This is a genomic window from Rivibacter subsaxonicus (assembly GCF_004217215.1).
Classification (GTDB): Bacteria; Pseudomonadota; Gammaproteobacteria; order Burkholderiales; family Burkholderiaceae_C; genus Rivibacter; species Rivibacter subsaxonicus.
On record NZ_SHKP01000007.1, the window covers coordinates 139121 to 158061 of the forward strand.

Consider the following 18941-nt stretch of genomic DNA (forward strand, 5'->3'; position numbering starts at 1 on the left):
CCCGATTTTGCGGCCTTGGCGCGGGTCGCCGCTGGCGGCCACGGAGCGCGCCCGATAATCGATGACCATGAGGCTTCGCTTCACCAAGATGCAGGGCGCCGGCAACGACTTCGTCGTGCTCGACGCGACGCGTGCGCCGCTCGATCTGAGCCCGGCGCAGTACCGCTTCCTGGCCGATCGGCGCTTCGGCGTCGGCGCCGACCAGATCCTGATCGTCGGCCCGGCGCCCACACCCGATGTCGATTTCGGCTACCGCATCGTCAACGCCGACGGCGGCGAGGTCGAGCATTGCGGCAATGGCGCGCGCTGCTTCGTGCGCTACGTGCAGGACGCGGGGTTGACGACGAAGAACGTGGTGCGGGTCGCGGTGGCGGGTGGCGTGCTCGAACTGCGCGCGCTGGACGACGGCCGCGTCACGGTCGACATGGGCGCCCCGATCATCGAGCCGGCGCAGGTGCCGTTCGACGCCAGCGGGTTGCGGGCCCGTGAGCTGAATGGCGGCGCGCTGTGGACCATCGACGTCGCGGATTCTGCAAATGAGCGTCCGGTCGAGCTCGCGGTGGTGTCGATGGGCAATCCGCACGCCGTGATGAACATCGCCCAGTTCGACACGCAGGACGTCGATGCTGCGCCGGTGGCCGAGCTCGGCCCGAAGGTCGAGGCGCATCCGCGCTTTCCGCGTCGCGTCAACGCGGGCTTCATGCAGATCGTGTCGCCGGCCGAGATCCGCCTGCGCGTCTACGAGCGCGGCGTCGGCGAAACGCTGGCCTGCGGCACCGGTGCCTGTGCCGCGGTCGTGGCCGGCGTGCGACTGGGCTGGCTGCGGGCCGGTGCCCAGATCGGCGTGCACACGCGCGGCGGCCTGCTGACGATCGAGTGGGGCGGCGGCGCGAGCGATCCCGTGCTGATGACCGGTCCCGCCACGCGCGTTTTTGAAGGCGAGATCGAGCTTCCGGCCACGATCTGAGTACAACGATTCACGACCAAGGGAGAGTCATGGGCATCGAAGGCATCACCGAAGACGACATCGCCAACTTCCTGCTTCACACGCCGGGCTTCTTCGAGCGCCATGCCGAGGTGCTGCACCAGATCCAGCTGACCAGCCCGCACGGCAACCGCGCTGTCTCGCTGCAGGAGCGGCAGATGGAGATGCTGCGCGAGAAGCATCGCGGTCTCGAGGCCAAGATCGTCGAGATGATCCGCCACGGCCAGGAGAACATGGCGATCGCCGACCGGCTGCATCGCTGGATCCGCGCCATCATGCTCACGGGCAATGCCGGCGAACTGCCCGGCGTGCTGGTCGCCGAACTGAAGCACCAGTTCATGATTCCGCAGGGCGCGATCCGCGTCTGGGGAGCGGCCGACGCCTTCGACGCGCTGCCCTTCGCCAAGCCGGTCAGCGAGGACCTGAAGAGCTTTGCCACCAGCTTGGCGCTGCCCTACTGCGGCATCAACTCGGGCTTCGAGGCGGCCGGCTGGCTCGACGACGCCAAGACGGTGCAATCGATCGCGCTGGTGCCGCTGCGCGACGGCGCGGGCGGCAACCACGGCACCTTCGGCCTGCTGGTACTCGGCTCGCCTGACCCGACCCGCTACAGCGCCGACATGGGCACCGAGTTCCTGCAGCGCATCGGCGAGATCGCCAGCGCCGGCCTGCACCGGATCCTTCCGATCGCGTGATGAGTGCAGTGGCCGTCGGCGAGGCGTCCAACCCGACGGCGGCGCTGCCGCTGCCGCAGGCCATCGAACGGCATCTCACGCATCTGCGCGTCGAGCGCCGGCTGGCCGAGACCTCGCTCAAGGCCTACCGCGATGCGTTCGTCCGGCTGGCCGCGGCGATGGAGCGCGACGCGATCGCGCTCGACGCAGTGCAGCCGCACCACGCGCGGCGCTGGATGGCGCAGCTGCATGCCGGCGGCCTCGGCCCGCACAGCCTCGCGCAGCTGCTCTCGGCCTGGCGCGGGCTCTACCGCTGGCTCGGCCAGCAGGGCGTGGTCAGCCTCAATCCGGTCGACGGCCTGCGTGCGCCGCGCGCGCCACGGCCCTTGCCGAAAGCACTGAGCGTGGACCAGGCGATGGCGTTGGCCGATCACCACGCCGATCCCGCGCCGACGCGCGGCGATCCCGAGCTGGCGGTGCGGCTCGAGCTGCGCGATCGCTGCATCGTAGAGCTCCTCTACGGCTGCGGCCTGCGGGTCTCGGAGCTGTCGGGTCTGGACCTGATCGCCGGCACCGCGGCCCGCGGCTGGATCGACGCCCAGGCCGGCGAGGCGCAGGTGCTCGGCAAGGGCAGCAAGCGGCGCGGGGTGCCGGTCGGCACGGCCGCGCTGGCGGCGCTCGCGGCCTGGTTGCCGGCGCGTGCCGCGCTCGCGGCGGCCGACGAGCCCGCGCTGTTCGTCACCCGTGGTGGCACCCGGCTCACGCCCTCGCAGATCCGCTCGCGGCTCAAGGACCGCGCCATCGCCGCCGGCCTGCCGACCCACGTGCATCCGCACATGCTGCGCCACAGCTTTGCCTCGCACCTGCTGCAGTCCAGCAGCGACCTGCGCGCGGTGCAGGAACTGCTGGGACACGCCAACATCACGACCACGCAGATCTACACCAAGCTCGACTTCCAGCACCTGGCCAAGACCTACGACGCGGCGCATCCGAGGGCGAAGCGGCGCGGCTGAGCGTGGCGCGGCGCCACAATCGCCGCCATGAAAGTCATCAAGCTGCGGCCCGGCCGCGAGCGCTCGCTGCTGCGCCGTCATCCGTGGATCTTCGAAGGCGCGATCGCGCGCGGCAAGGCCGATGCCGGCGAGACGGTGCGGGTCGAGGGCGACGACGGCGCCTTCCTGGCTTGGGCCGCGTTCAGCCCGAGCTCGCAGATCCGTGCCCGCGCCTGGAGCTTCGAGGCGAGCGAGCGCATCGACGGAGATCTCTTCGCGCGTCGCATCCGCGCCGCGGTGGCGGTGCGCCGACGTCTTGCGATCGACAGCGACGCGCAGCGCCTGGTGCATGGCGAGGCCGACGGCCTGCCGGGGCTGATCGTCGATCGCTACGGCGCCGACACCCTGTGCGCGCAGTTTCTTGCCGCCGGCAGCGAGCGCTGGAAGAACGAGATCGCCGACGCGCTGCTTGCCGCCACCGGCTGCAGCCGGCTTTACGAGCGCTCGGACGCCAGCGTGCGCGCGATCGAGGGCATGGAGCAGAGCGCCGGCTGGCTGCGCGGCGATGGTCCGACCGAGGTCACCATCCGCGAGCATGGCTGGCGGCTCAAGATCGACGTCGCCCATGGCCACAAGACTGGCTACTACCTCGATCAGCGCGACAACCGCGCGCTGTTTGCCCGCCTGGTGCGCCAGTTCGGCTGCCAGCGCGTGCTCAACTGCTACAGCTACACCGGCGGCTTCTCGGTGGCGGCGCTGGCCGGCGGCGCGCGGCAGGTGACCAGCGTCGATTCCTCGGCGCCGGCGCTGGCGCTGGCCTCGGAGCACGTGGTGCTCAACGGCTTCGACGCCGCGCGCCACCGCGCGCTCGACGCCGACGTCAACGCGCAGCTGCGCCAGTTCATCGCCGAAGGCGCGAGCTTCGACGCGATCGTGCTCGACCCGCCCAAGTTCGCGCCCACCGCGGCCCATGCCGAGCGCGCCGCACGTGCCTACAAGGACATCAATCGCCTCGCCTTCAAGCTGCTGGCGCCGGGCGGGCTGCTGCTTACCTTCAGCTGCTCGGGCGGCATCAGCGCCGACCTGTTCCACAAGATCGTGGCTGGGGCCGGGCTCGACGCCGGCATCGACGGCCACCTGCTGCAGCGGCTCGAGGCCGCACCCGACCACCCGACCAGCGTGACCTTTCCCGAGGGCGAATACCTCAAGGGACTGGCGATCCTCAAGCACCAGGAGTAGCCCGATGCTCGAGCGCAGGCCGATGTTCGTGTTCGCTGCGGCGACGCTGCTGGCCGCCACCGGCGCCTGCACCGCGCCGACGCCGGTGGCCGCGCCGGCGACGATCGGCGTCGATGGCCAGGTCGTGCAGCGCAGCCGCAACGCGCTGCCGCCGGGCACCGTGGTCAGCGTGCGCCTGCTCGACGTCTCGCGCGCCGATGCGCCCTCGGTGACGCTCGACGAGCAGCAGATCCGGCTCGAGGGTGCCCAACTGCCCAAGCCCTTCGCACTCAAGGTGGCGGCCGAGCGGGTCGATCCGCGCATGAGCTACGCGGTGGCCGCCGATGCGCGCCTGGACGGCAAGCTGCTGATGATCTCGACCACCCGCCACAGCGTGCTGACACGCGGTGCGCCGAGCAGCGGGGTCGAGGTCGTGCTGGAGCCCGTCGCGCGGCCCTGACTACTCCCTCCAGTGGCGCTCCATTTCCAGATAGAGAAACGAGGCCGACCACGCGATCAGCAGCAGGCCGTTGAGCGCCTCGACGCCGGCCAGCAGCCGCATCGGACCGACCGGTGCGACATCGCCGAGGCCCAGCGAGGTGTAGGTCTCGGCCGAGAAGTAGAGCGCGGTGTCGATGCCGGTGGTGCCCAGCCCGAGCCCGCCATGTCCGGCCCAGCTGGCCAGCAGCACGTAGCTCAGACCGTACAGCGTGATCTCGAGTGCATGGGCCACGAACAGGCCGAGCAGCCCCGCGAGCACGAGGGCCCGGCGCGGCAGATGCAGGGTGGGCAGCCGGCGCGACAGCAGCGTCAGCATTTCGTAGTGGATCAGGCTGGTCGCTGCCAGCAGCATGAGGCACAGCAGGACGACGGCGATCATGGCGTCGTGCCGTCGCCGCGTTCAGCGATAAGGATCGGCAAAGCCGAGCGCCAGCATCAGTTCGCTCTCGCGCGCCTCCATCGCCGCCGCCTCGTCCTCGGCCTCGTGGTCGTAGCCCTGCGCGTGCAGCGTGCCGTGCACCAACAGGTGCGCGTAGTGCGCCTCGAGGCTGCGACCCTGCTCGGCGGCCTCGCGTTCGACCACCGGGGCGCACAGCACCAGGTCGGCCACCACCACCGGCTCGTGCTCGTAGTCGAAGGTCAGCACGTTGGTCGCGTAGTCCTTGGCGCGGTAGTCGCGGTTGAGTGCGCGGCCTTCGTCGACGTCGACGATGCGCACCGTAATCTGCGCCGGTGCCTCGAGCGCGGCACGCATCCAGCGCTGCACGCGGTGGCGTGGCAGGTGCGCGCGGTGGCTGGCGTCTGCAAATTGCAGCGACAGGCTCAGCCCCGGCTTGCTGGCCATCGCCGCTACTCGCGCGCGTCCGCCGGCGGCACGATGCCGTCGGCCTGCGCCGCGTCGTAGGCCTCGACGATGCGCGCCACCAGCGGGTGGCGCACCACGTCGGCCGAGGTGAAGCGGGTGAAGGCGATGCCGCGCACCCGCGCGAGCACGCGCTCGGCCTCGACCAGGCCGCTGCGCATGCCGCGCGGCAGGTCGATCTGGCTGACGTCGCCGGTCACCACCGCCTTGGCGCCGAAGCCGATGCGCGTGAGGAACATCTTCATCTGCTCGGAGGTCGTGTTCTGCGCCTCGTCGAGGATCACGAAGGCGTGGTTCAGCGTGCGCCCGCGCATGAAGGCCAGCGGTGCGATCTCGAGCGTGCCCTTCTCGAAGGCGCGCGTCACGCGGTCGAAGCCCATCAGGTCGTAGAGCGCGTCGTAGAGCGGGCGCAGGTAGGGGTCGACCTTCTGCGTCAGGTCGCCGGGCAGGAAGCCCAGGCGCTCGCCGGCCTCGACCGCCGGCCGCGTCAGCACGATGCGCTGGACCTGGCTGCGCTCGAGCGCGTCGACCGCGCAGGCCACCGCGAGGAAGGTCTTGCCGGTGCCGGCCGGGCCGATGCCGAAGCTGATGTCGTGGCCCAGGATCTGGCGCAGGTACTGGACCTGGTTGGGCGTGCGGCCCTGCAGGTCGGCGCGGCGGGTGCGCAGCTGCAACTCGTCGTCGGCCGGGTCGTCGGGGCTGACCAGGCGCACGGTGCGCAGGTCGGCGCCGCGCTGCAGTTCGACCAGCGCCAGCTGCAGCTCTTCCGGCTCGATCGGCCGGCGCGCGCGCTCGTAGAGCGCCTGCAGCAGCCCGGCCGCGCGCTCGGCATCGGCCTTGGCGCCGTCGATGCGAAAGCTCTCGTTGCGGCGCGAGATGCTCACGTCGAGCGCGGCCTCGATGGTGCGCAGGTGCTCGTCGAGCACCCCGCACAGGTTGGCCAGGCGCTGGTTGTCGAGCGGGATGAAGGCGTGGCGAAGGATCACGCCGCAATTGTCGCCGCCATCGGCCGGCTGTTGCGCGCAAGCCCGCGTGGCCGCTCGCGGGGTGCCGCGGCGCGAAGTGCTCTTGCACAATCGCCGGCCATGACGCGCCCTGGCCGGAGACTGATCGCATGCCTGGCGGCTGCCGTCGTGCTGGGCTTCTGGCTGGCGTCGTGGTTGCTGCTGCCGGCGCAGGCGCAGTCGACCGCGACGGCCGCCACGCCGGTGCTTGCGCTGCGCGCGGCCGAGTCGCTGGCGCTGCCGCATGCGGTGCTGGGCCCGCCTCCGAGCAGGGCCATCGGCGCCGACCGCGGCGGCTGGCGCGTGGTTGCGCTGCCCGACGATTGGGCGCGCACCCGCCCCGGCCACGAGGGCGCGGTCTGGTACCGCATCGAGTTCCAGCCGCCCCCGGTGCCGGCCGGCGAGTTGCTCGCGCTGCTGATCCCGCGCAGTTGCCAGAACGCCGAGGTCTGGCTCAACGGATCGCGGCTCGATCGCGACGGCCGCATCACGCCACCCTACACGCGCAACTGCTACCAGTCCCAACTGGTTGTGCTGCCGACCGGACTGCTCTCCGCGCGAGACAACCTGCTCGAGATCCAGTTGGTCGGCCATCCGCTGAACCGGGTCGCCGCGCGCCAGCGCGCGGCCGGGCTGTCGGAAATGGTGATCGGCCCGCAGTCGCTGCTGCGCCCGGTCCATGCCCGGCAGCTTTTCTGGAACCTGACCGCGGCCCAGATCGTGGCGGTGCTGCTGGCCCTGATCGGCGTCTTCATGGCCGGCATGGGCTGGGTGCGCAGCGCGGCCGAGCTGCAGCTGTTCGGCTTTACCGCGCTCGGTTGGTCGATCCTGAGCGCGCGCGTCTGGTGGCGCGAGATCCCGCTGCCCAACGCCCTGGTCGAGGCCCTGGCCTGCCTGGGTTTCGTGCCGGTGGGCGTGTGCTGTGTGCTGTTTCTGCTGCGCTACTCCGGGCGGCCGCGCTCGCGGCGCGAGTTGCTGCTGTGGAGCCAGTGCCTGCTGGCGCCGCTGGCGATGTGGCTGGCCGGGCCCGAGCACCTGTTCAGCGTGGCCAGCGCGATCTACACGATGCTCGCCGCCGAACTGCTGGCCGCGGTGGCGCTCTACCTCTGGACGGTCTGGAGCGAGCCGCACGGCGAGCGCTGGCTGATGAGCGCGGTGCTGACGCTGGTGGTCCTGGCGGTCGCGGCCGAGGTCGCAGTGCAGGTGCACCTCCTGCCGCTGCCGCAGGTGCACCTGATCCATTTCGCGATGCCCTTCCTGTTCTGCGCGCTGGCGTTCAGGCTCACGCAGGTCTACGTGCTGGCGCTGCGCCGCGCCGAGCAGTCGCATGTCGGCCTCGACCACCGGCTCGAGGCGATGCGCCACGAGATGGAGCGCTCCTATGCGCTGCTGTCGGAGCAGCGCGCCGAGCAGACCGCCGAGAAGGAGCGCAAGCGCATCGCGGCCGACCTGCACGACGACCTTGGCGCCAAGCTGCTGACCATCGTCCATACCAGCACCGACGACCACATTTCCACGCTGGCGCGCGAGGCGCTCGAGGAGATGCGGCTGTCGGTGCGCGGCCTGACCGGGCGCCCGGTGCAGCTGGCCGATGCGCTGGCCGACTGGCGCGCCGAGACGGTCTCGCGACTCGGTGCGGCCGGCATCGGCGTCGAGTGGAACAGCGACGAGCTGCTGGCGCCGCGCATGCTCTCGGCGCGCGGCTTCGTGCAGACGACGCGCATCCTGCGCGAGGCGGTCAGTAACATGATCAAGCACAGCGGCGCCTCGCAGTGCAATGTGCGCTGCGCGGTCGACGCCGACCTGCAACTGGTGATCCGCGACAACGGCCGCGGCGTGCCGATGCAGCTCGACGGCAAGCTCGACCGTGGCCACGGCATGTACAGCATGAAGCACCGCGCCAAGCAGTTGCAGGGTCAATGCCTGGTGGAGTCGGGCCCCGGCTACGGAACCGTGATCCGTCTCACGATTCCACTCTGAGCGTGTTGTCCATCCCCCCTGTTCGGGCAACCCGGCTCGCGGGCCCGCTGCTAGCATGAAATCGTGAACACCGCCAACCGCATCCTCCTGCTCGAAGACCTGCCCGAGATTCGCTCTTGGCTCAAGGCGCTCGTCGCCCAGGTCTTCCCCGCCGCCGAGATCTCCGAGGCCGCCCGCGTGCACGACGCCCGCGCGCTGATCACCGCCCAGCGTTTCGACCTGGCGTTGATCGACCTCGGCCTGCCCGACGGCAGCGGGGTCGATGTGGTCGAGGCGCTGCGCACCGCGCAGCCCGAGGCGCAGAGCGTGGTCGTCACCATCCACGACGACGACGAGCATCTGTTCCCCGCACTGCAGGCCGGCGCCTTTGGCTACATCCTCAAGGAGCAGCCGCGCGAACTGATCGCCGAGCAGCTGCAGCGCATCAGCCAAGGCGAGCCGCCGCTGTCACCGTCGATCGCACGACGCGTGATCCAGTACTTCGCGGCGCAGGCCAAGAACGCCTTCTCGCAGGCCGCCAATCCGATGCCCGGCGTCTCGCTGACCGAGCGCGAGAGCGAGGTGCTGCTGCGCGTGGCCAAGGGCTTCACGCTGCCCGAGATCGGCGTGCAGCTCGGCCTCTCCCGGCACACGATCGCCGACTACGTGAAGCAGATCTACCGCAAGCTCAACGTGAGCTCGCGCGCCGAGGCCGCACTCGAGGCGCAACGGCTGGGGTTGTTCCGCCGCTGATCGTGCGTTTGGCGCCACGGTGCGCCCTCGATAATTCGCGACCATGATCGGTCGCCTCACCGGAACGCTCGCCGAAAAGAGCCCGCCCCAGATCCTGCTCGACGTGCAGGGTGTCGGCTACGAGGTCGACGTGCCGATGAGCAGCTTCTACAACCTGCCGGCGCTCGGCGAGCGGGTCACGCTGCTGACCCACTTCGTGGTGCGCGAGGACGCGCAGCTGCTGTTCGGCTTCCTGACCGTGCCCGAGCGCGATACCTTTCGCCAGCTCATCAAGATCAGCGGCATCGGCCCGCGCATGGCGCTGTCGATCCTCTCCGGCTTGAGCGTGGCCGAGCTCGCGCAGACCATCACCGCGCAGAACACCGGCCGCCTGGTCAAGGTGCCCGGCATCGGCAAGAAGACCGCCGAGCGACTGCTGCTGGAGCTGAAGGGCAAGCTCGGCGCCGACCTCGGCCTGCCCGCCGGCAGCGCGCCGGTGAGCGACGCGCAGGCCGACATCCTGCAGGCGCTGGTCGCGCTGGGCTACAGCGAGCGCGAGGCACAGGCGGCGGTCAAGGCGCTGCCGGCCGAGGTGCCGGTGAGCGAGGGCATCAAGCAGGCGTTGAAGGCCTTGGCGAGATAGGGCAGGCCGGCCACCGGCGCCGCAGCCTCGCGACAGGGCCTGAATCGACCGATCCGGATCACGAGGAGCGCGCCCATGATCGCTGCAACTTGCCACTGCGGAGCCGTCCGGGTCGAAGTGCCGCGCAAGCCGCGCAGCCTGACCAACTGCAACTGCTCGATCTGCCGCCGCTACGGCACCTTGTGGGCCTACTACAAGGCATCCGAGGTGCGCGTCAGCGCCGCGCCCGGAGCGACCAGCGACTATGCCTGGGGTGACAGGAGGCTGAGGTTCGTCAGGTGCAACATCTGCGCCTGCATCACGCACTGGGAGCACATCCTGCCGGCGGCGAGCAGCCGGGTCGGTGTCAACGCACGCAATTTCGAGCCGGAGTCGTTGGGGCCGGTCCGAATCCGTCTGCTCGACGGCGCGTCCACCTGGAAGTACCTCGGCTGATCGAGGCCCGAGCAAGCCGGCACCGCCAGATGCGCGTTCTCAAGGCAGGCGCCAGCTACTTCGGCCTCGTGTTCGGTGCGGGCTTCGCGCTCGGCTCGGTGCGCGTGCCGTTCCTGGTGCCGCGCCTTGGCGAGCGGGCCGCCGAACTCATCGAGATGCCGCTGATGCTGGTGGCGATCGTTCTCGCCGCACGCTGCGTCGTGCGCCGTTTCGCGCTGCCGCCGACGCTCGGTGTCCGGCTCTCGGTTGGCTTCCTCGCCCTGGCGCTGCTGCTCGCCGCAGAGCTTGGTCTGGCGCTGCTGCTCGGGAATCGGTCGCTCGCCCAGTACATCGCCAGCCGGGATCCGGTTTCGGGCGCCGTCTATCTGGTGATGCTCGGGATCTTTGCGCTGATGCCGGTCATGGTGGCGCGCCGTGCGCGCTCCTGATCGGTGGCGGTCTTCGGGTGAAGCAGTTCTGCCCTGGTCTGCGGCCAATGCGTCCGAGCTTGCAAGCGGTCACTGCCTTGTCGCACCGTCTGCCGGCAGCCGCCGGATGACGAGATCCGCCATCGGCGACGGCGTCCTCCCGCGCAAGGTCACCACGCCCATGCTCGAAAACAGCGGCGGTAGACCCGAGACGGTGAGCGGGCGCAGCGTCCGCGATGCGAGCTCGGCCGCGACCGCGGCATGCGGTGCGGCCAGCACCGTGTCGCAGGCGAGCGCAACCGCCTTCAGCACGTCCACGTCGTCGCACTCCAGGGCCAAACGCAACTCGGACGGCGAGCCCGCCTCGAGCAACCGAGCCAGCACGGCTCGTACGCCCTGCGGCAGGCGCACCGTCGCGACCCCGTACTCCCACACCTGCCGCAGCGTGACCGCCTTGCGTGCAGCCAGCGGGTGCCCGGCGCGCACGTAGGTGCCACCGGGCTCCTTGCGCAAGGGGCGCACGTCGATCCGGGGATCGGCTGGCAGGTCGCGCGTTTCGGCAACGAAGAACTCGATGTCTTCCTCGCGCAAGCGTGTCAGCAACAGTTGCCAGTTGCTGACCTCGACGCGCAGGTTGACGCCGGGAAAGTCGCGCCGCAGACCGGCCAGCAGCGAGGGCAGGAAGGTCGCCGCCGGGAACGGGCCGACGCCGAAGGCCGTGTCGCCCAGGGTGCGGTTGAGGTAGAGCTCCACGTCGCGTTCGAGGCAACGGCTGTTGAAGATGAGTTGGCGCGCACGCGTGATCACGAACTCCCCGGCCGCCGTCGGCAAGACCTCCTGCGTGCCGCGGTCGAACAGGCGCAGCCCCAGTTCGGCCTCGGCCGCCTGGATGCTGCGGGTCAGTGCCGGCTGGCTGATGTGGACCTGCTCGGCGGCGCGCGCAAAGCTGCGCCGGTCGGCGACCGCGATGACGTGAGTCCAGCGCTTGAGATCCATGCAGACTCCCTTCGACGTGCGTTGCAGTCGGTGCATTGATTCTGATTTGAATATGCATTGGACTCAATGCCGGTGCGTCACAACAATGCGCAACGGTCTCGCGTTCCGTCCCGCTCTCGGGGCTTGCCGATGAAGCCGGTCAAGAGGAGACATCGGAGTGAACCCCGTACAGAACATCGTGCTCGTCACGATCATCCTGAGCTTCGCGCTGCTGGAGATCTTCTCCGGGCGCCACAGGAACTTTCGCGCCACGCGCGACGACACCAAGCTCGAACTGTTCATGTTCGTGGCGCTGATCGCGGTCTCGCAACCGCTGATCTTTGCCGTCACCGGCAAGCTCGGCTCGCTGCTGATGCCGGAGCAGCGCGGCGCCTGGGCCCACCTGCCATGGTGGGCCATGACGGCGATCCTGCTGGTCGGCGACGACATGACGCAGTACTGGTGGCATCGGGCCTCGCACACGCCGCTGCTATGGCCCTTGCACCGCGCGCACCACACGGCTCACTACATGAGCATCCGCATCACCTACAGAAACAACTTCTTCTACTACCTGATGATGCCGGGGCTGTGGATCTCGGGCGTGCTGATCTACCTTGGCTTCGGCACCGTCTACCTGGTCTACATCGTGGTCAAGCTGACGGTGATCCTTGGGGCGCACAGCGCCGTGCGCTGGGACGAACCCCTGTACCGCTACAGGTGGCTGCATCCGCTGGCCTGGGTGGTCGAGCGAACCTTCTCGACGCCCGCCACCCACTGGGCCCACCATGCCCTGACCAACGACGACGGCATCGGCCACTACAAGGGCAACTTCGGCAACCTGCTGTTCGTCTGGGACATGCTGTTCGGCACCGCCAAGATCACCCGCCGCTATCCGGCGCAGGTCGGGCTGCAGGACGATCTGGTCTACGGCAAGGAGCGCTGGTTCGTCGAGATGTTCTACCCGCTCTTGCGGTCAAGGCGAACGCATTCGGCACTGGCGCCCGGCGGCCGCGCCGTGGCGCAGGAGGAGGTCGATGGCGACCTGGCGCGCGGCCTTCGCTAGTGCCGGCAGACCCTAGACGAGAAGCTTGCGCAGCGGAGCCGGCAACGCGATCGCGCGTAGCGCCTCGGTGCCGACCCACTGGCCGCCGCCGAGTACGGCCGCCAGCCGCGTGGCGTCCGCGCGGTCGTTCAGCGGCACCCGTCGCGGATGCAGTGTCCAGTCGAAGTGCGTCAAGACATGGCGCACGACCGGCTGCGGTTCGCAGGCCTGATGCACGCCGAGTGCCGTCAGCGCATCAAGCAACGCATCCTCGCTGTCGAACAGCGGCAGCGTCCACAAGCCGGCCCACACGCCCTTGGCTGGCCGCTGCTGCAACCAGACCGCGCCGTCCGGCGCCACCAGCCACAGCCACCACTGCTCGCGCGCGCCGCGCTTGAGCTTCCGGGTCTTCACCGGATAGGCCTCGGGTCGGCCCTCGCCGCGCGCGATGCAGATCTCGCTCAGCGGGCACAGCAGGCAGTCCGGCTTGCGCGTGCTGCAGACGGTGGCGCCGAGATCCATCAGCCCCTGGGTGTAGGCCGGCATGTCGGTCGCCGAGGGTGGCAGCAGCGCCTGTGCGCGATCCCATAGTGCGCGCTCGTTGGTGGCACTGGCGAGGTCGTCGCCAAAGCCGAGCGCACGCGTCAGCACCCGCTTGACGTTGCCGTCGAGGATCGCGGCGCGCTCATCGAAACAGAAGGCGGCGATGGCAGCGGCGGTCGAGCGGCCGATGCCGGGCAGGGTTTCGAGCTCGGCGGCGTTGTTGGGAAAGCGTCCGCCGTGGTGGCTCATCACTGCCTGCGCGCAGGCGTGCAGGTTGCGCGCGCGACTGTAGTAGCCGAGGCCGGCCCAGGCCGACAGCACCTCGTCGAGCGGCGCCGCGGCGAGCGCGGCGATGTCGGGGAAGCGTTCGAGAAAGCGCGCGTAGTAGGCACGGACCGTCGTGACCTGGGTCTGCTGCAGCATGATCTCCGACAGCCAGACGCGGTAGGGGTCGCGTGTCTGTTGCCAGGGCAACTCGTGCCGCCCGTGCTGGCGTTGCCAGGCGACGACGCGAGCCGAGAGTTCGGCCGGGGCACCCGGCCTTCCCAGTTCAGGCACGCAGGGCGCCGACGCTCGGTTCGTCCTCGCCAATCGGCAGGTCGATCAGGCTCACCGGCGTGGTGTCGGCAAAGCCCTTGTCCATCGCCACCACGGTGCCGGGCCGGGCGTTGGCCTGGGCCTTGGCGGCGGCGACGAGTTCGCCGAGGCGCCTTTGCTGCAACTGCAGCCGCATGTCCTGCGATTCGAGCTCGGCCAGCCGCGACTCGAGCTCGCCGGCGGCGCCCTGGATGCGCTCGAGCGCCTCGCGCCGGCGCTTGAAGCCGCGCCGGCGGTCGCGCAGCTGCGAGTCGATCTGGGCCGAGGCGGTCTTGTTCCACAACTCGAGTTCCCCGGCGGCGCTCTCGAAGACCACGCGCAGGCGCGAGATCAGCATGCGCCGGAACTGCTCGAACTGGCGCAGCTGCGTGAGCTTGAGCGCCTGGCCGAGGCCGAGGTACTGCACGTAGTTGCGCTCGATCAGGTCGAGGTCGCGCATGAAGCGCGACAGGTCGGCGCCCTTGCTCACCGCGAGGCTGAAGCCGTACTCGGCGTTGAGCTTGGCGAACGAGGCTTCCAGCATCTGGTGGATCTCGTCGCCGCGCACCTGCGCCTGCGCCAGGCGTTCGCGCAGCTGCGCGCAGAGCTTGGCAAAGGCCTTGCGCGAGCCGATCTGCAGCACGGTGCTGCGCATCACCTCCTCGAAGCCGTCGATGTCGGCACGCAGGCGGTCCGAGCCGAGGTCGAGCAGCGCGTCCTTGAGCATGCGCGAGTGCACCGCGCGCATCGCCTGCAGGCGGGCGATGCACTGCTCGAACTCGCTGGTCTCGGCCTCGATGCGGTTGAGCATCAGGCGCACCTTGGCGCTGTTCTTGCCACGCAGGCCGCGCAACTCGAGCAACTGCTCGGAGAGCTGGCGCCGACGGTCGGTGAGGCGCCGCTGAACCTGCGCGTTGATCTCGCCAAAGCCCTCGGTGCCCTGGTGTGCCAGCAGCTCGCGGCGCGCCGGCAGCAACTGCTCGGCGAGTGCGTGCTCCAGCACCGGCAGGCGGCTTCGTTCGAGCCCGGCGGCATCGCCCTCGACGCGCGCGGCCAGGGCCTGGCGCGCCGAGACCGGGTAGACCGCATGGATCGGCAGTTCGAGCGTGCGCGCGACGTCCTCGCACTGGCGCAGGATCTGCGCCTCGTTGACCTCGGGCGGGCTGAGCGGGTCGGCCAGCGCGTCGATCTTGTTGAGCGCCACGAAGCGTGCGATGCCGGCGCCGTCGAGGTGGTCGCGCCAGATCGCGAGGTCGGAGCGCGTGACGCCGGTGTCGGCGCCGAGCACGAAGAGCGTGGCGTGGGCGCTCGGCAGCAGGCCGAGCGTGAGCTCGGGTTCGGCGCCGATCGCGTTGAGCCCCGGTGTGTCGATCACGACCAGTCCGCGCTTGAGCAGCGGATGCGGCAGGTTGATCAGCGCGTGGCGCCAGGCCGGCACCTCGACGCGGCCGTCGGCGGCGCGTTGCGGGTTGTCGTCGGGACGATCGTCGTCCCAGAAGCCGAGCGCCTGCGCCTCGTCGAGCGTGACGTAGCGGGTGCGCGTGACCTCCTGCATCGCCTCGGCCAGGCCGTCGGCATTGCTCGGATCGAGCGGCAGGCGGGTCCAGGCGCGCGGCTGGGTGCGCAACTCGCCGAGCGTGCTCTTGCCCAGCCGCGTCTCGACCGGCAGCAACGCCAGACTCGGCGGTTCCTCGGCGTCCCAGGCCAGCTCGACCGGGCACATCGTGGTGCGGCCGGCCGCGGCCGGCAGGATGCGGCGGCCGCTGTCGGCAAAGAAGATCGCGTTGATCAGTTCGGACTTGCCGCGCGAGAACTCGGCGACGAAGGCGACCACCAGCTTGTCGTCGGAAAAGCGGGCGCGCAGCGACTCGAGCTGGTCGGCGATCGGGCCGTCGAGCAGGTCGTGCTCGCGCAGGAAGCGGGCCACCTCGCGCACGCGCGACTCGAGGCTGGAGCGCCAGCCGCCGAGGGCGTCGAAGCTGCGGGCAAACGAGGCGGTCATGGTGTGCGCGAGGCCGGCGCGGGCCGGGGAATCAGGTTCATCGGTCATCGTAGCCCAGCGCGTCGCGCGCGAGCGCTCGCTAGAGGCGCGGGGCGCACCGACTGTGGGTTGGGCGTGACAGGTTGCCCACCGTGCGGACTCTCAACGGTGCTGGCATCGTGAGCAGAAGTAAGTGGCACGCTGGCCTTGCAGCAAACGCTTCACCGTGCCCGGGCAGCGCCGGCATGCTTCGCCGGCCCGGCCGTAGACCTTGGCCTCGAGTTGGAAGGCGCCGTCCATGCCATGCGCGTCGCGAAAGTCGCGCAGCGTGCTGCCGCCGAGCGCGAGCGCGCGCGCCAGCACGCTTCGGATCGCGCCGGCCAGCCGTTCGCAGCGCGCCAGGCTCAGGCGTCGGGCCGGCGCGCGCGGGTCGATCGCGGCGGCGAACAGCGCCTCGCTGGCGTAGATGTTGCCGACGCCGACCACCACGTCGCCGGCCAGCAGCACGGTCTTGATCGGCGCGCTGCGGCGCTGGAGTTGCGCGTGCAGGAAGCGGCCGTCGAAGCCGGCGTCGAAGGGCTCGATGCCGAGCGTGGCCAGCAGCTTGCCGGCGGCGCCCTCATGCATCGACGGCGACCACAGCACGGCACCGAAGCGACGCGGGTCCGACAGGCGCAGCAGGCCGCGGTCGGTGTCGAGTTCGAAGTGGTCCCAGGGTCCGGGTGGTGGCGCCGGCAGCGGGCGCCAGGCCAGCGAGCCCGACATGCCCAGGTGCATCAGCAGTCCGTCGTGGGCCTGCGCCGCGCCGCCGGCGGCGGGCGAGAGCGAGAACCAGAGGTACTTGCCGCGCCGGCTGACATCGGTGATCGCGCGCCCGACCAGCGCCTGTGGCTCGCAACCGAGCGGCCAGCGCAGCGGCTTGCCGAGGCGCACGCCGCGGATGCGCGCGCCGCGGCTGCGTTCGACCAGACTCAGGCGCGTGACTTCGACCTCGGGCAGTTCGGGCATCAAGGTCATTATCGAGCGCTGCATAGAATGGACCTGACCACGCCTTGTCCGATCTGGAGCCCCGATGCCGCTGTCGCGCCCGTTGATGTTGATGCTGCTGGCCGCCGGCCTTTTGTACGGCGCCGCAGCGGTCGCGCAGACGCGGGCCGAGGCACCGGCCGCGCCGGTGCCGCCGCCGGTCGACAACTCGCGCATCGACGCACCGCTGTTCTACGAGCTGCTGATCGGTGAGATGGAGCTGCGCGACGGCGACGGCGGCACCGCCTACGAGATCTACCTCGACGCCGCACGCCGGCTGCGCGACGAGAACCTGTTCCAGCGCGCCACCGATATCGCGATCCAGGCGCGCGCCGGCGAGCAGGCGCTTGCCGCGGCGCGGGCCTGGTCGCAGACGCTGCCCAAGTCGCTCGACGCTGGTCGCTACGAGGTGCAGATCCTCGCCGGCATGGGGCGAGTGCGGGAGGCGGTCGAGCCGCTCAAGCGTGTGATCTCGCTGGTGCCGCCGGCCGACCGGGTCGGCGCGATCGCCGCGCTGCCGCGCTACTTCGCGCGCAACACGGACGCCAAGGAATCGCTGGCCGTGGTCGAGCAGGTGCTGCAGCCCTACACCTCCGGGCGGATCGCCGACGAGCCGGCCTCGACGGTGGCGGCCTGGGCGGCGCTCGGCCGCATGCGTCTGGCCGCCGGCGACGCGGCCGGCTCGCTCGATGCCTTGCAGCGGGCCCAGGCGCTCGACCCGCGCTCCGAATCGGCGGCGGTGCTGGCGGTCGAACTGATGCCCAAGGAGCCGCGCGCCGAGGACGCGATCAAGCGCTTCCTGGCCGCGGAACCACCTGCCACGGCGGCGGTTCGGCAGGCGCTGCGCCTCATGTATGCGCGTGCGCTCGCCGGCCAGCAGCGCTACGCCGATGCGGTGCCGCTGCTGGAGCAGATCACGCGCGAGACCCCGGAGCTGGCCGATGCCTGGCTTGCGCTCGGCGCGCTGCGGCTCGAGCTCAAGCAGCCGCAGGCCGCGGAGCTGGCGCTGAAGACCTACCTCGAGCGCATCGACGCCACCGGCAATACCGACGAGGAAGCCGAGGACGGCGCGACACCGACGCAGCGGCGTGCCCAAGCCTACCTGCTACTGGCCCAGGCGGCCGAGCAGCGGCGCGATTTCGCGGCCGCCGACGCCTGGCTGTCGCGCGTCGAGGACCCCGACCAACTGGCGGTGCAGGCGCGCCGCGCCTCGCTGCTGGCGCGCCAGGGCAAGCTCGAGCAGGCGCGCGCTCTGCTGCGCCAGATTCCCGAGCGCTCGCCCGAGGTGGCGCGCGCCAAGCTGCTGGCCGAGACCCAGCTGCTGCGCGAGGCGCAACAGTGGACGGCCGCGCGCGAGGTGCTGGTGCAGGCCAACGCGAAGTTTCCCGACGACGTCGACCTGCTGTACGAGCAGGCGATGCTCGACGAGAAGCTCGGCCGGGTCGACGAGATGGAGGTTCTGCTGCGGCGCGTGATCGCGCTCAAGCCGAGCTACCACCATGCCTACAACGCGCTCGGCTACTCGCTGGCCGATCGCAATCTGCGGCTGCCGGAGGCGCGCGAGCTGATCCGCAAGGCGCTCGAGCTGGCGCCGGGCGACCCCTTCCTGGTCGACAGCCTCGGCTGGGTCGAGTACCGGATGGGCAATCGCGACGAGGCGATCAAGTGGCTGCGCCAGGCCTTCCAGGCGCGGCCCGACCCCGAGATCGCGGCCCACCTCGGCGAGGTGCTGTGGGTGGCCGGCCAGCGCGACGAAGCACGGCGCGTGCTGCGCGAGGCGCGCAACCGCGATGCCGCCAACGAGGTCCTCAAGGAAACGCTGGCGCGCCTGAAGGTCGACCTGTGAAGCTGCCGTGGCGCCCGGTCGCGATCCTGCTCGCGGCGGCGCTGGCCGGCTGCGCGACGCCACCTCCCGAGCCGGTGCAGCAGCAGAGCCTGAGTGGCCGCCTGAGCCTGCGGGTCGAGCGGCCGGGCGAAGCGCCGCGCAGCATGGCCGCCAACTTCGAACTCGAGGGCGATGCGCAACGCGGCCGTCTGCTGCTCGACACGCCGATCGGCACCCGCGTCGCCGAGGCGCGCTGGGCGCCGGACGGCGCCTGGCTCAAGAGCGAACGCGGGACCGAGTCCTTCGCCGACCTGGACGCGCTGGCGACCGGCACCCTGGGCGAGCCGGTACCGCTGGCGGCGCTGCCCGACTGGTTGCGCGGCCGCCCCTGGGCTGGCGCGCCGGTGGCGACGGGCGCGACCGAAAGCCTTTTCGTGCAGCGCCACGGCCAGCAGGACTGGCAGGTCTCGCTGCTCGAACGCGCGGCCGGCTGGGTGCTGATCACGCGTGTCCCGCCGCCGGCGGTGAGCCTGCGCATCAAGCTCGACGAGCACTGAGCCG

The 18941-nt window shown here is 70.6% G+C and carries 20 protein-coding genes; 13 read left to right on the forward strand and 7 right to left on the reverse strand.

All coding sequences use genetic code 11. The annotated features are described in order from the left end of the window. The first annotated feature begins 67 nt into the window (after window positions 1-67). Genes dapF through EV670_RS13910 form a run of 5 tightly spaced genes read left to right on the forward strand, consistent with a single transcriptional unit; the run spans window position 68 to window position 4329 of the window. Entirely contained in the window at window positions 68-967 is a 900-nt protein-coding gene (gene dapF, locus EV670_RS13890) for a diaminopimelate epimerase (RefSeq protein ID WP_130433114.1), read from the forward strand. 29 nt (window positions 968-996) lie between these two features. Continuing rightward, window positions 997-1680 (forward strand): DUF484 family protein, encoded by a 684-nt coding sequence (locus tag EV670_RS13895; RefSeq protein WP_130433116.1) that lies wholly within the window; start codon window positions 997-999, stop codon window positions 1678-1680. After that, window positions 1680-2672, forward strand: a complete 993-nt coding sequence (locus EV670_RS13900) for a tyrosine recombinase XerC (protein WP_130433118.1) — start codon at window positions 1680-1682, stop codon at window positions 2670-2672. The genes EV670_RS13895 and EV670_RS13900 overlap by 1 nt, the downstream gene beginning before the upstream one ends. Window positions 2673-2699: 27 nt before the next feature. After that, on the forward strand, window positions 2700-3890 hold the full coding sequence (locus tag EV670_RS13905; RefSeq protein ID WP_130433120.1) for a class I SAM-dependent rRNA methyltransferase: 1191 nt from the start codon (window positions 2700-2702) through the stop codon (window positions 3888-3890). A gap of 4 nt (window positions 3891-3894) precedes the next feature. Then, window positions 3895-4329, forward strand: a complete 435-nt coding sequence (locus EV670_RS13910; protein WP_207225078.1) for a YbaY family lipoprotein — start codon at window positions 3895-3897, stop codon at window positions 4327-4329. Here EV670_RS13910 and EV670_RS13915 read toward each other — a convergent pair whose 3' ends face one another. From EV670_RS13915 to EV670_RS13925, 3 genes are read right to left on the reverse strand one after another with little or no spacing between them, the layout of a single operon-like run. Then, entirely contained in the window at window positions 4330-4749 is a 420-nt protein-coding gene (locus tag EV670_RS13915; protein ID WP_130433122.1) for a potassium channel family protein, read from the reverse strand. 21 nt (window positions 4750-4770) lie between these two features. After that, window positions 4771-5214 (reverse strand): rRNA maturation RNase YbeY, encoded by a 444-nt coding sequence (gene ybeY / locus EV670_RS13920; protein ID WP_130433124.1) that lies wholly within the window; start codon window positions 5212-5214, stop codon window positions 4771-4773. Window positions 5215-5219: 5 nt separating this feature from the next. Next, entirely contained in the window at window positions 5220-6218 is a 999-nt protein-coding gene (locus EV670_RS13925; RefSeq protein WP_130433126.1) for a PhoH family protein, read from the reverse strand. Between the two features lie 99 nt (window positions 6219-6317). On the opposite strand from EV670_RS13925, the gene EV670_RS13930 reads away from it, so the two are divergent. The 5 genes from EV670_RS13930 (at window position 6318) to EV670_RS13950 (ending at window position 10433) form a co-directional block, all read left to right on the forward strand. Further along, the gene (locus tag EV670_RS13930) at window positions 6318-8216 is read left to right on the forward strand and encodes a sensor histidine kinase (protein ID WP_130433128.1); all 1899 of its coding nucleotides are present in this window, start codon (window positions 6318-6320) and stop codon (window positions 8214-8216) included. A gap of 63 nt (window positions 8217-8279) precedes the next feature. After that, entirely contained in the window at window positions 8280-8948 is a 669-nt protein-coding gene (locus tag EV670_RS13935) for a response regulator (RefSeq protein ID WP_242616974.1), read from the forward strand. Window positions 8949-8991: 43 nt separating this feature from the next. Next, window positions 8992-9570, forward strand: coding sequence for a Holliday junction branch migration protein RuvA (ruvA, locus tag EV670_RS13940; protein ID WP_130433130.1), 579 nt, complete (start codon window positions 8992-8994; stop codon window positions 9568-9570). Between the two features lie 75 nt (window positions 9571-9645). Then, on the forward strand, window positions 9646-10005 hold the full coding sequence (locus EV670_RS13945) for a GFA family protein (RefSeq protein WP_130433132.1): 360 nt from the start codon (window positions 9646-9648) through the stop codon (window positions 10003-10005). Between the two features lie 68 nt (window positions 10006-10073). Continuing rightward, on the forward strand, window positions 10074-10433 hold the full coding sequence (locus tag EV670_RS13950) for a hypothetical protein (RefSeq protein ID WP_242616975.1): 360 nt from the start codon (window positions 10074-10076) through the stop codon (window positions 10431-10433). A gap of 69 nt (window positions 10434-10502) precedes the next feature. Here EV670_RS13950 and EV670_RS13955 read toward each other — a convergent pair whose 3' ends face one another. Beyond that, on the reverse strand, window positions 10503-11408 hold the full coding sequence (locus tag EV670_RS13955) for a LysR family transcriptional regulator (protein ID WP_130433136.1): 906 nt from the start codon (window positions 11406-11408) through the stop codon (window positions 10503-10505). A 151-nt stretch (window positions 11409-11559) separates the two neighbouring features. Here EV670_RS13955 and EV670_RS13960 point away from each other — a divergent pair, with 151 nt between their 5' ends. Next, entirely contained in the window at window positions 11560-12450 is an 891-nt protein-coding gene (locus EV670_RS13960) for a sterol desaturase family protein (protein ID WP_423213588.1), read from the forward strand. A 12-nt stretch (window positions 12451-12462) separates the two neighbouring features. On the opposite strand, the gene mutY is transcribed toward EV670_RS13960, so the two are convergent. From mutY to mutM, 3 genes are all read right to left on the reverse strand, one after another. Continuing rightward, the gene (gene mutY, locus EV670_RS13965) at window positions 12463-13530 is read right to left on the reverse strand and encodes an A/G-specific adenine glycosylase (RefSeq protein ID WP_130433140.1); all 1068 of its coding nucleotides are present in this window, start codon (window positions 13528-13530) and stop codon (window positions 12463-12465) included. Then, window positions 13523-15550, reverse strand: coding sequence for a dynamin family protein (locus EV670_RS13970; protein ID WP_130433142.1), 2028 nt, complete (start codon window positions 15548-15550; stop codon window positions 13523-13525). The genes mutY and EV670_RS13970 overlap by 8 nt, the downstream gene beginning before the upstream one ends. 141 nt (window positions 15551-15691) lie before the next feature. Further along, complete coding sequence (mutM, locus tag EV670_RS13975) at window positions 15692-16537, reverse strand: bifunctional DNA-formamidopyrimidine glycosylase/DNA-(apurinic or apyrimidinic site) lyase (protein ID WP_130433144.1); 846 nt, start codon at window positions 16535-16537, stop codon at window positions 15692-15694. 64 nt (window positions 16538-16601) lie between these two features. Between mutM and EV670_RS13980 the strand changes: the two genes are divergently transcribed. Both EV670_RS13980 and EV670_RS13985 read left to right on the forward strand, forming a co-directional pair. Continuing rightward, the gene (locus tag EV670_RS13980; protein ID WP_130433146.1) at window positions 16602-18401 is read left to right on the forward strand and encodes a tetratricopeptide repeat protein; all 1800 of its coding nucleotides are present in this window, start codon (window positions 16602-16604) and stop codon (window positions 18399-18401) included. Next, window positions 18398-18937, forward strand: a complete 540-nt coding sequence (locus EV670_RS13985; protein ID WP_242616976.1) for a lipoprotein insertase outer membrane protein LolB — start codon at window positions 18398-18400, stop codon at window positions 18935-18937. Before EV670_RS13980 ends, EV670_RS13985 begins: the two co-directional genes overlap by 4 nt. Window positions 18938-18941 lie beyond the last annotated feature (4 nt).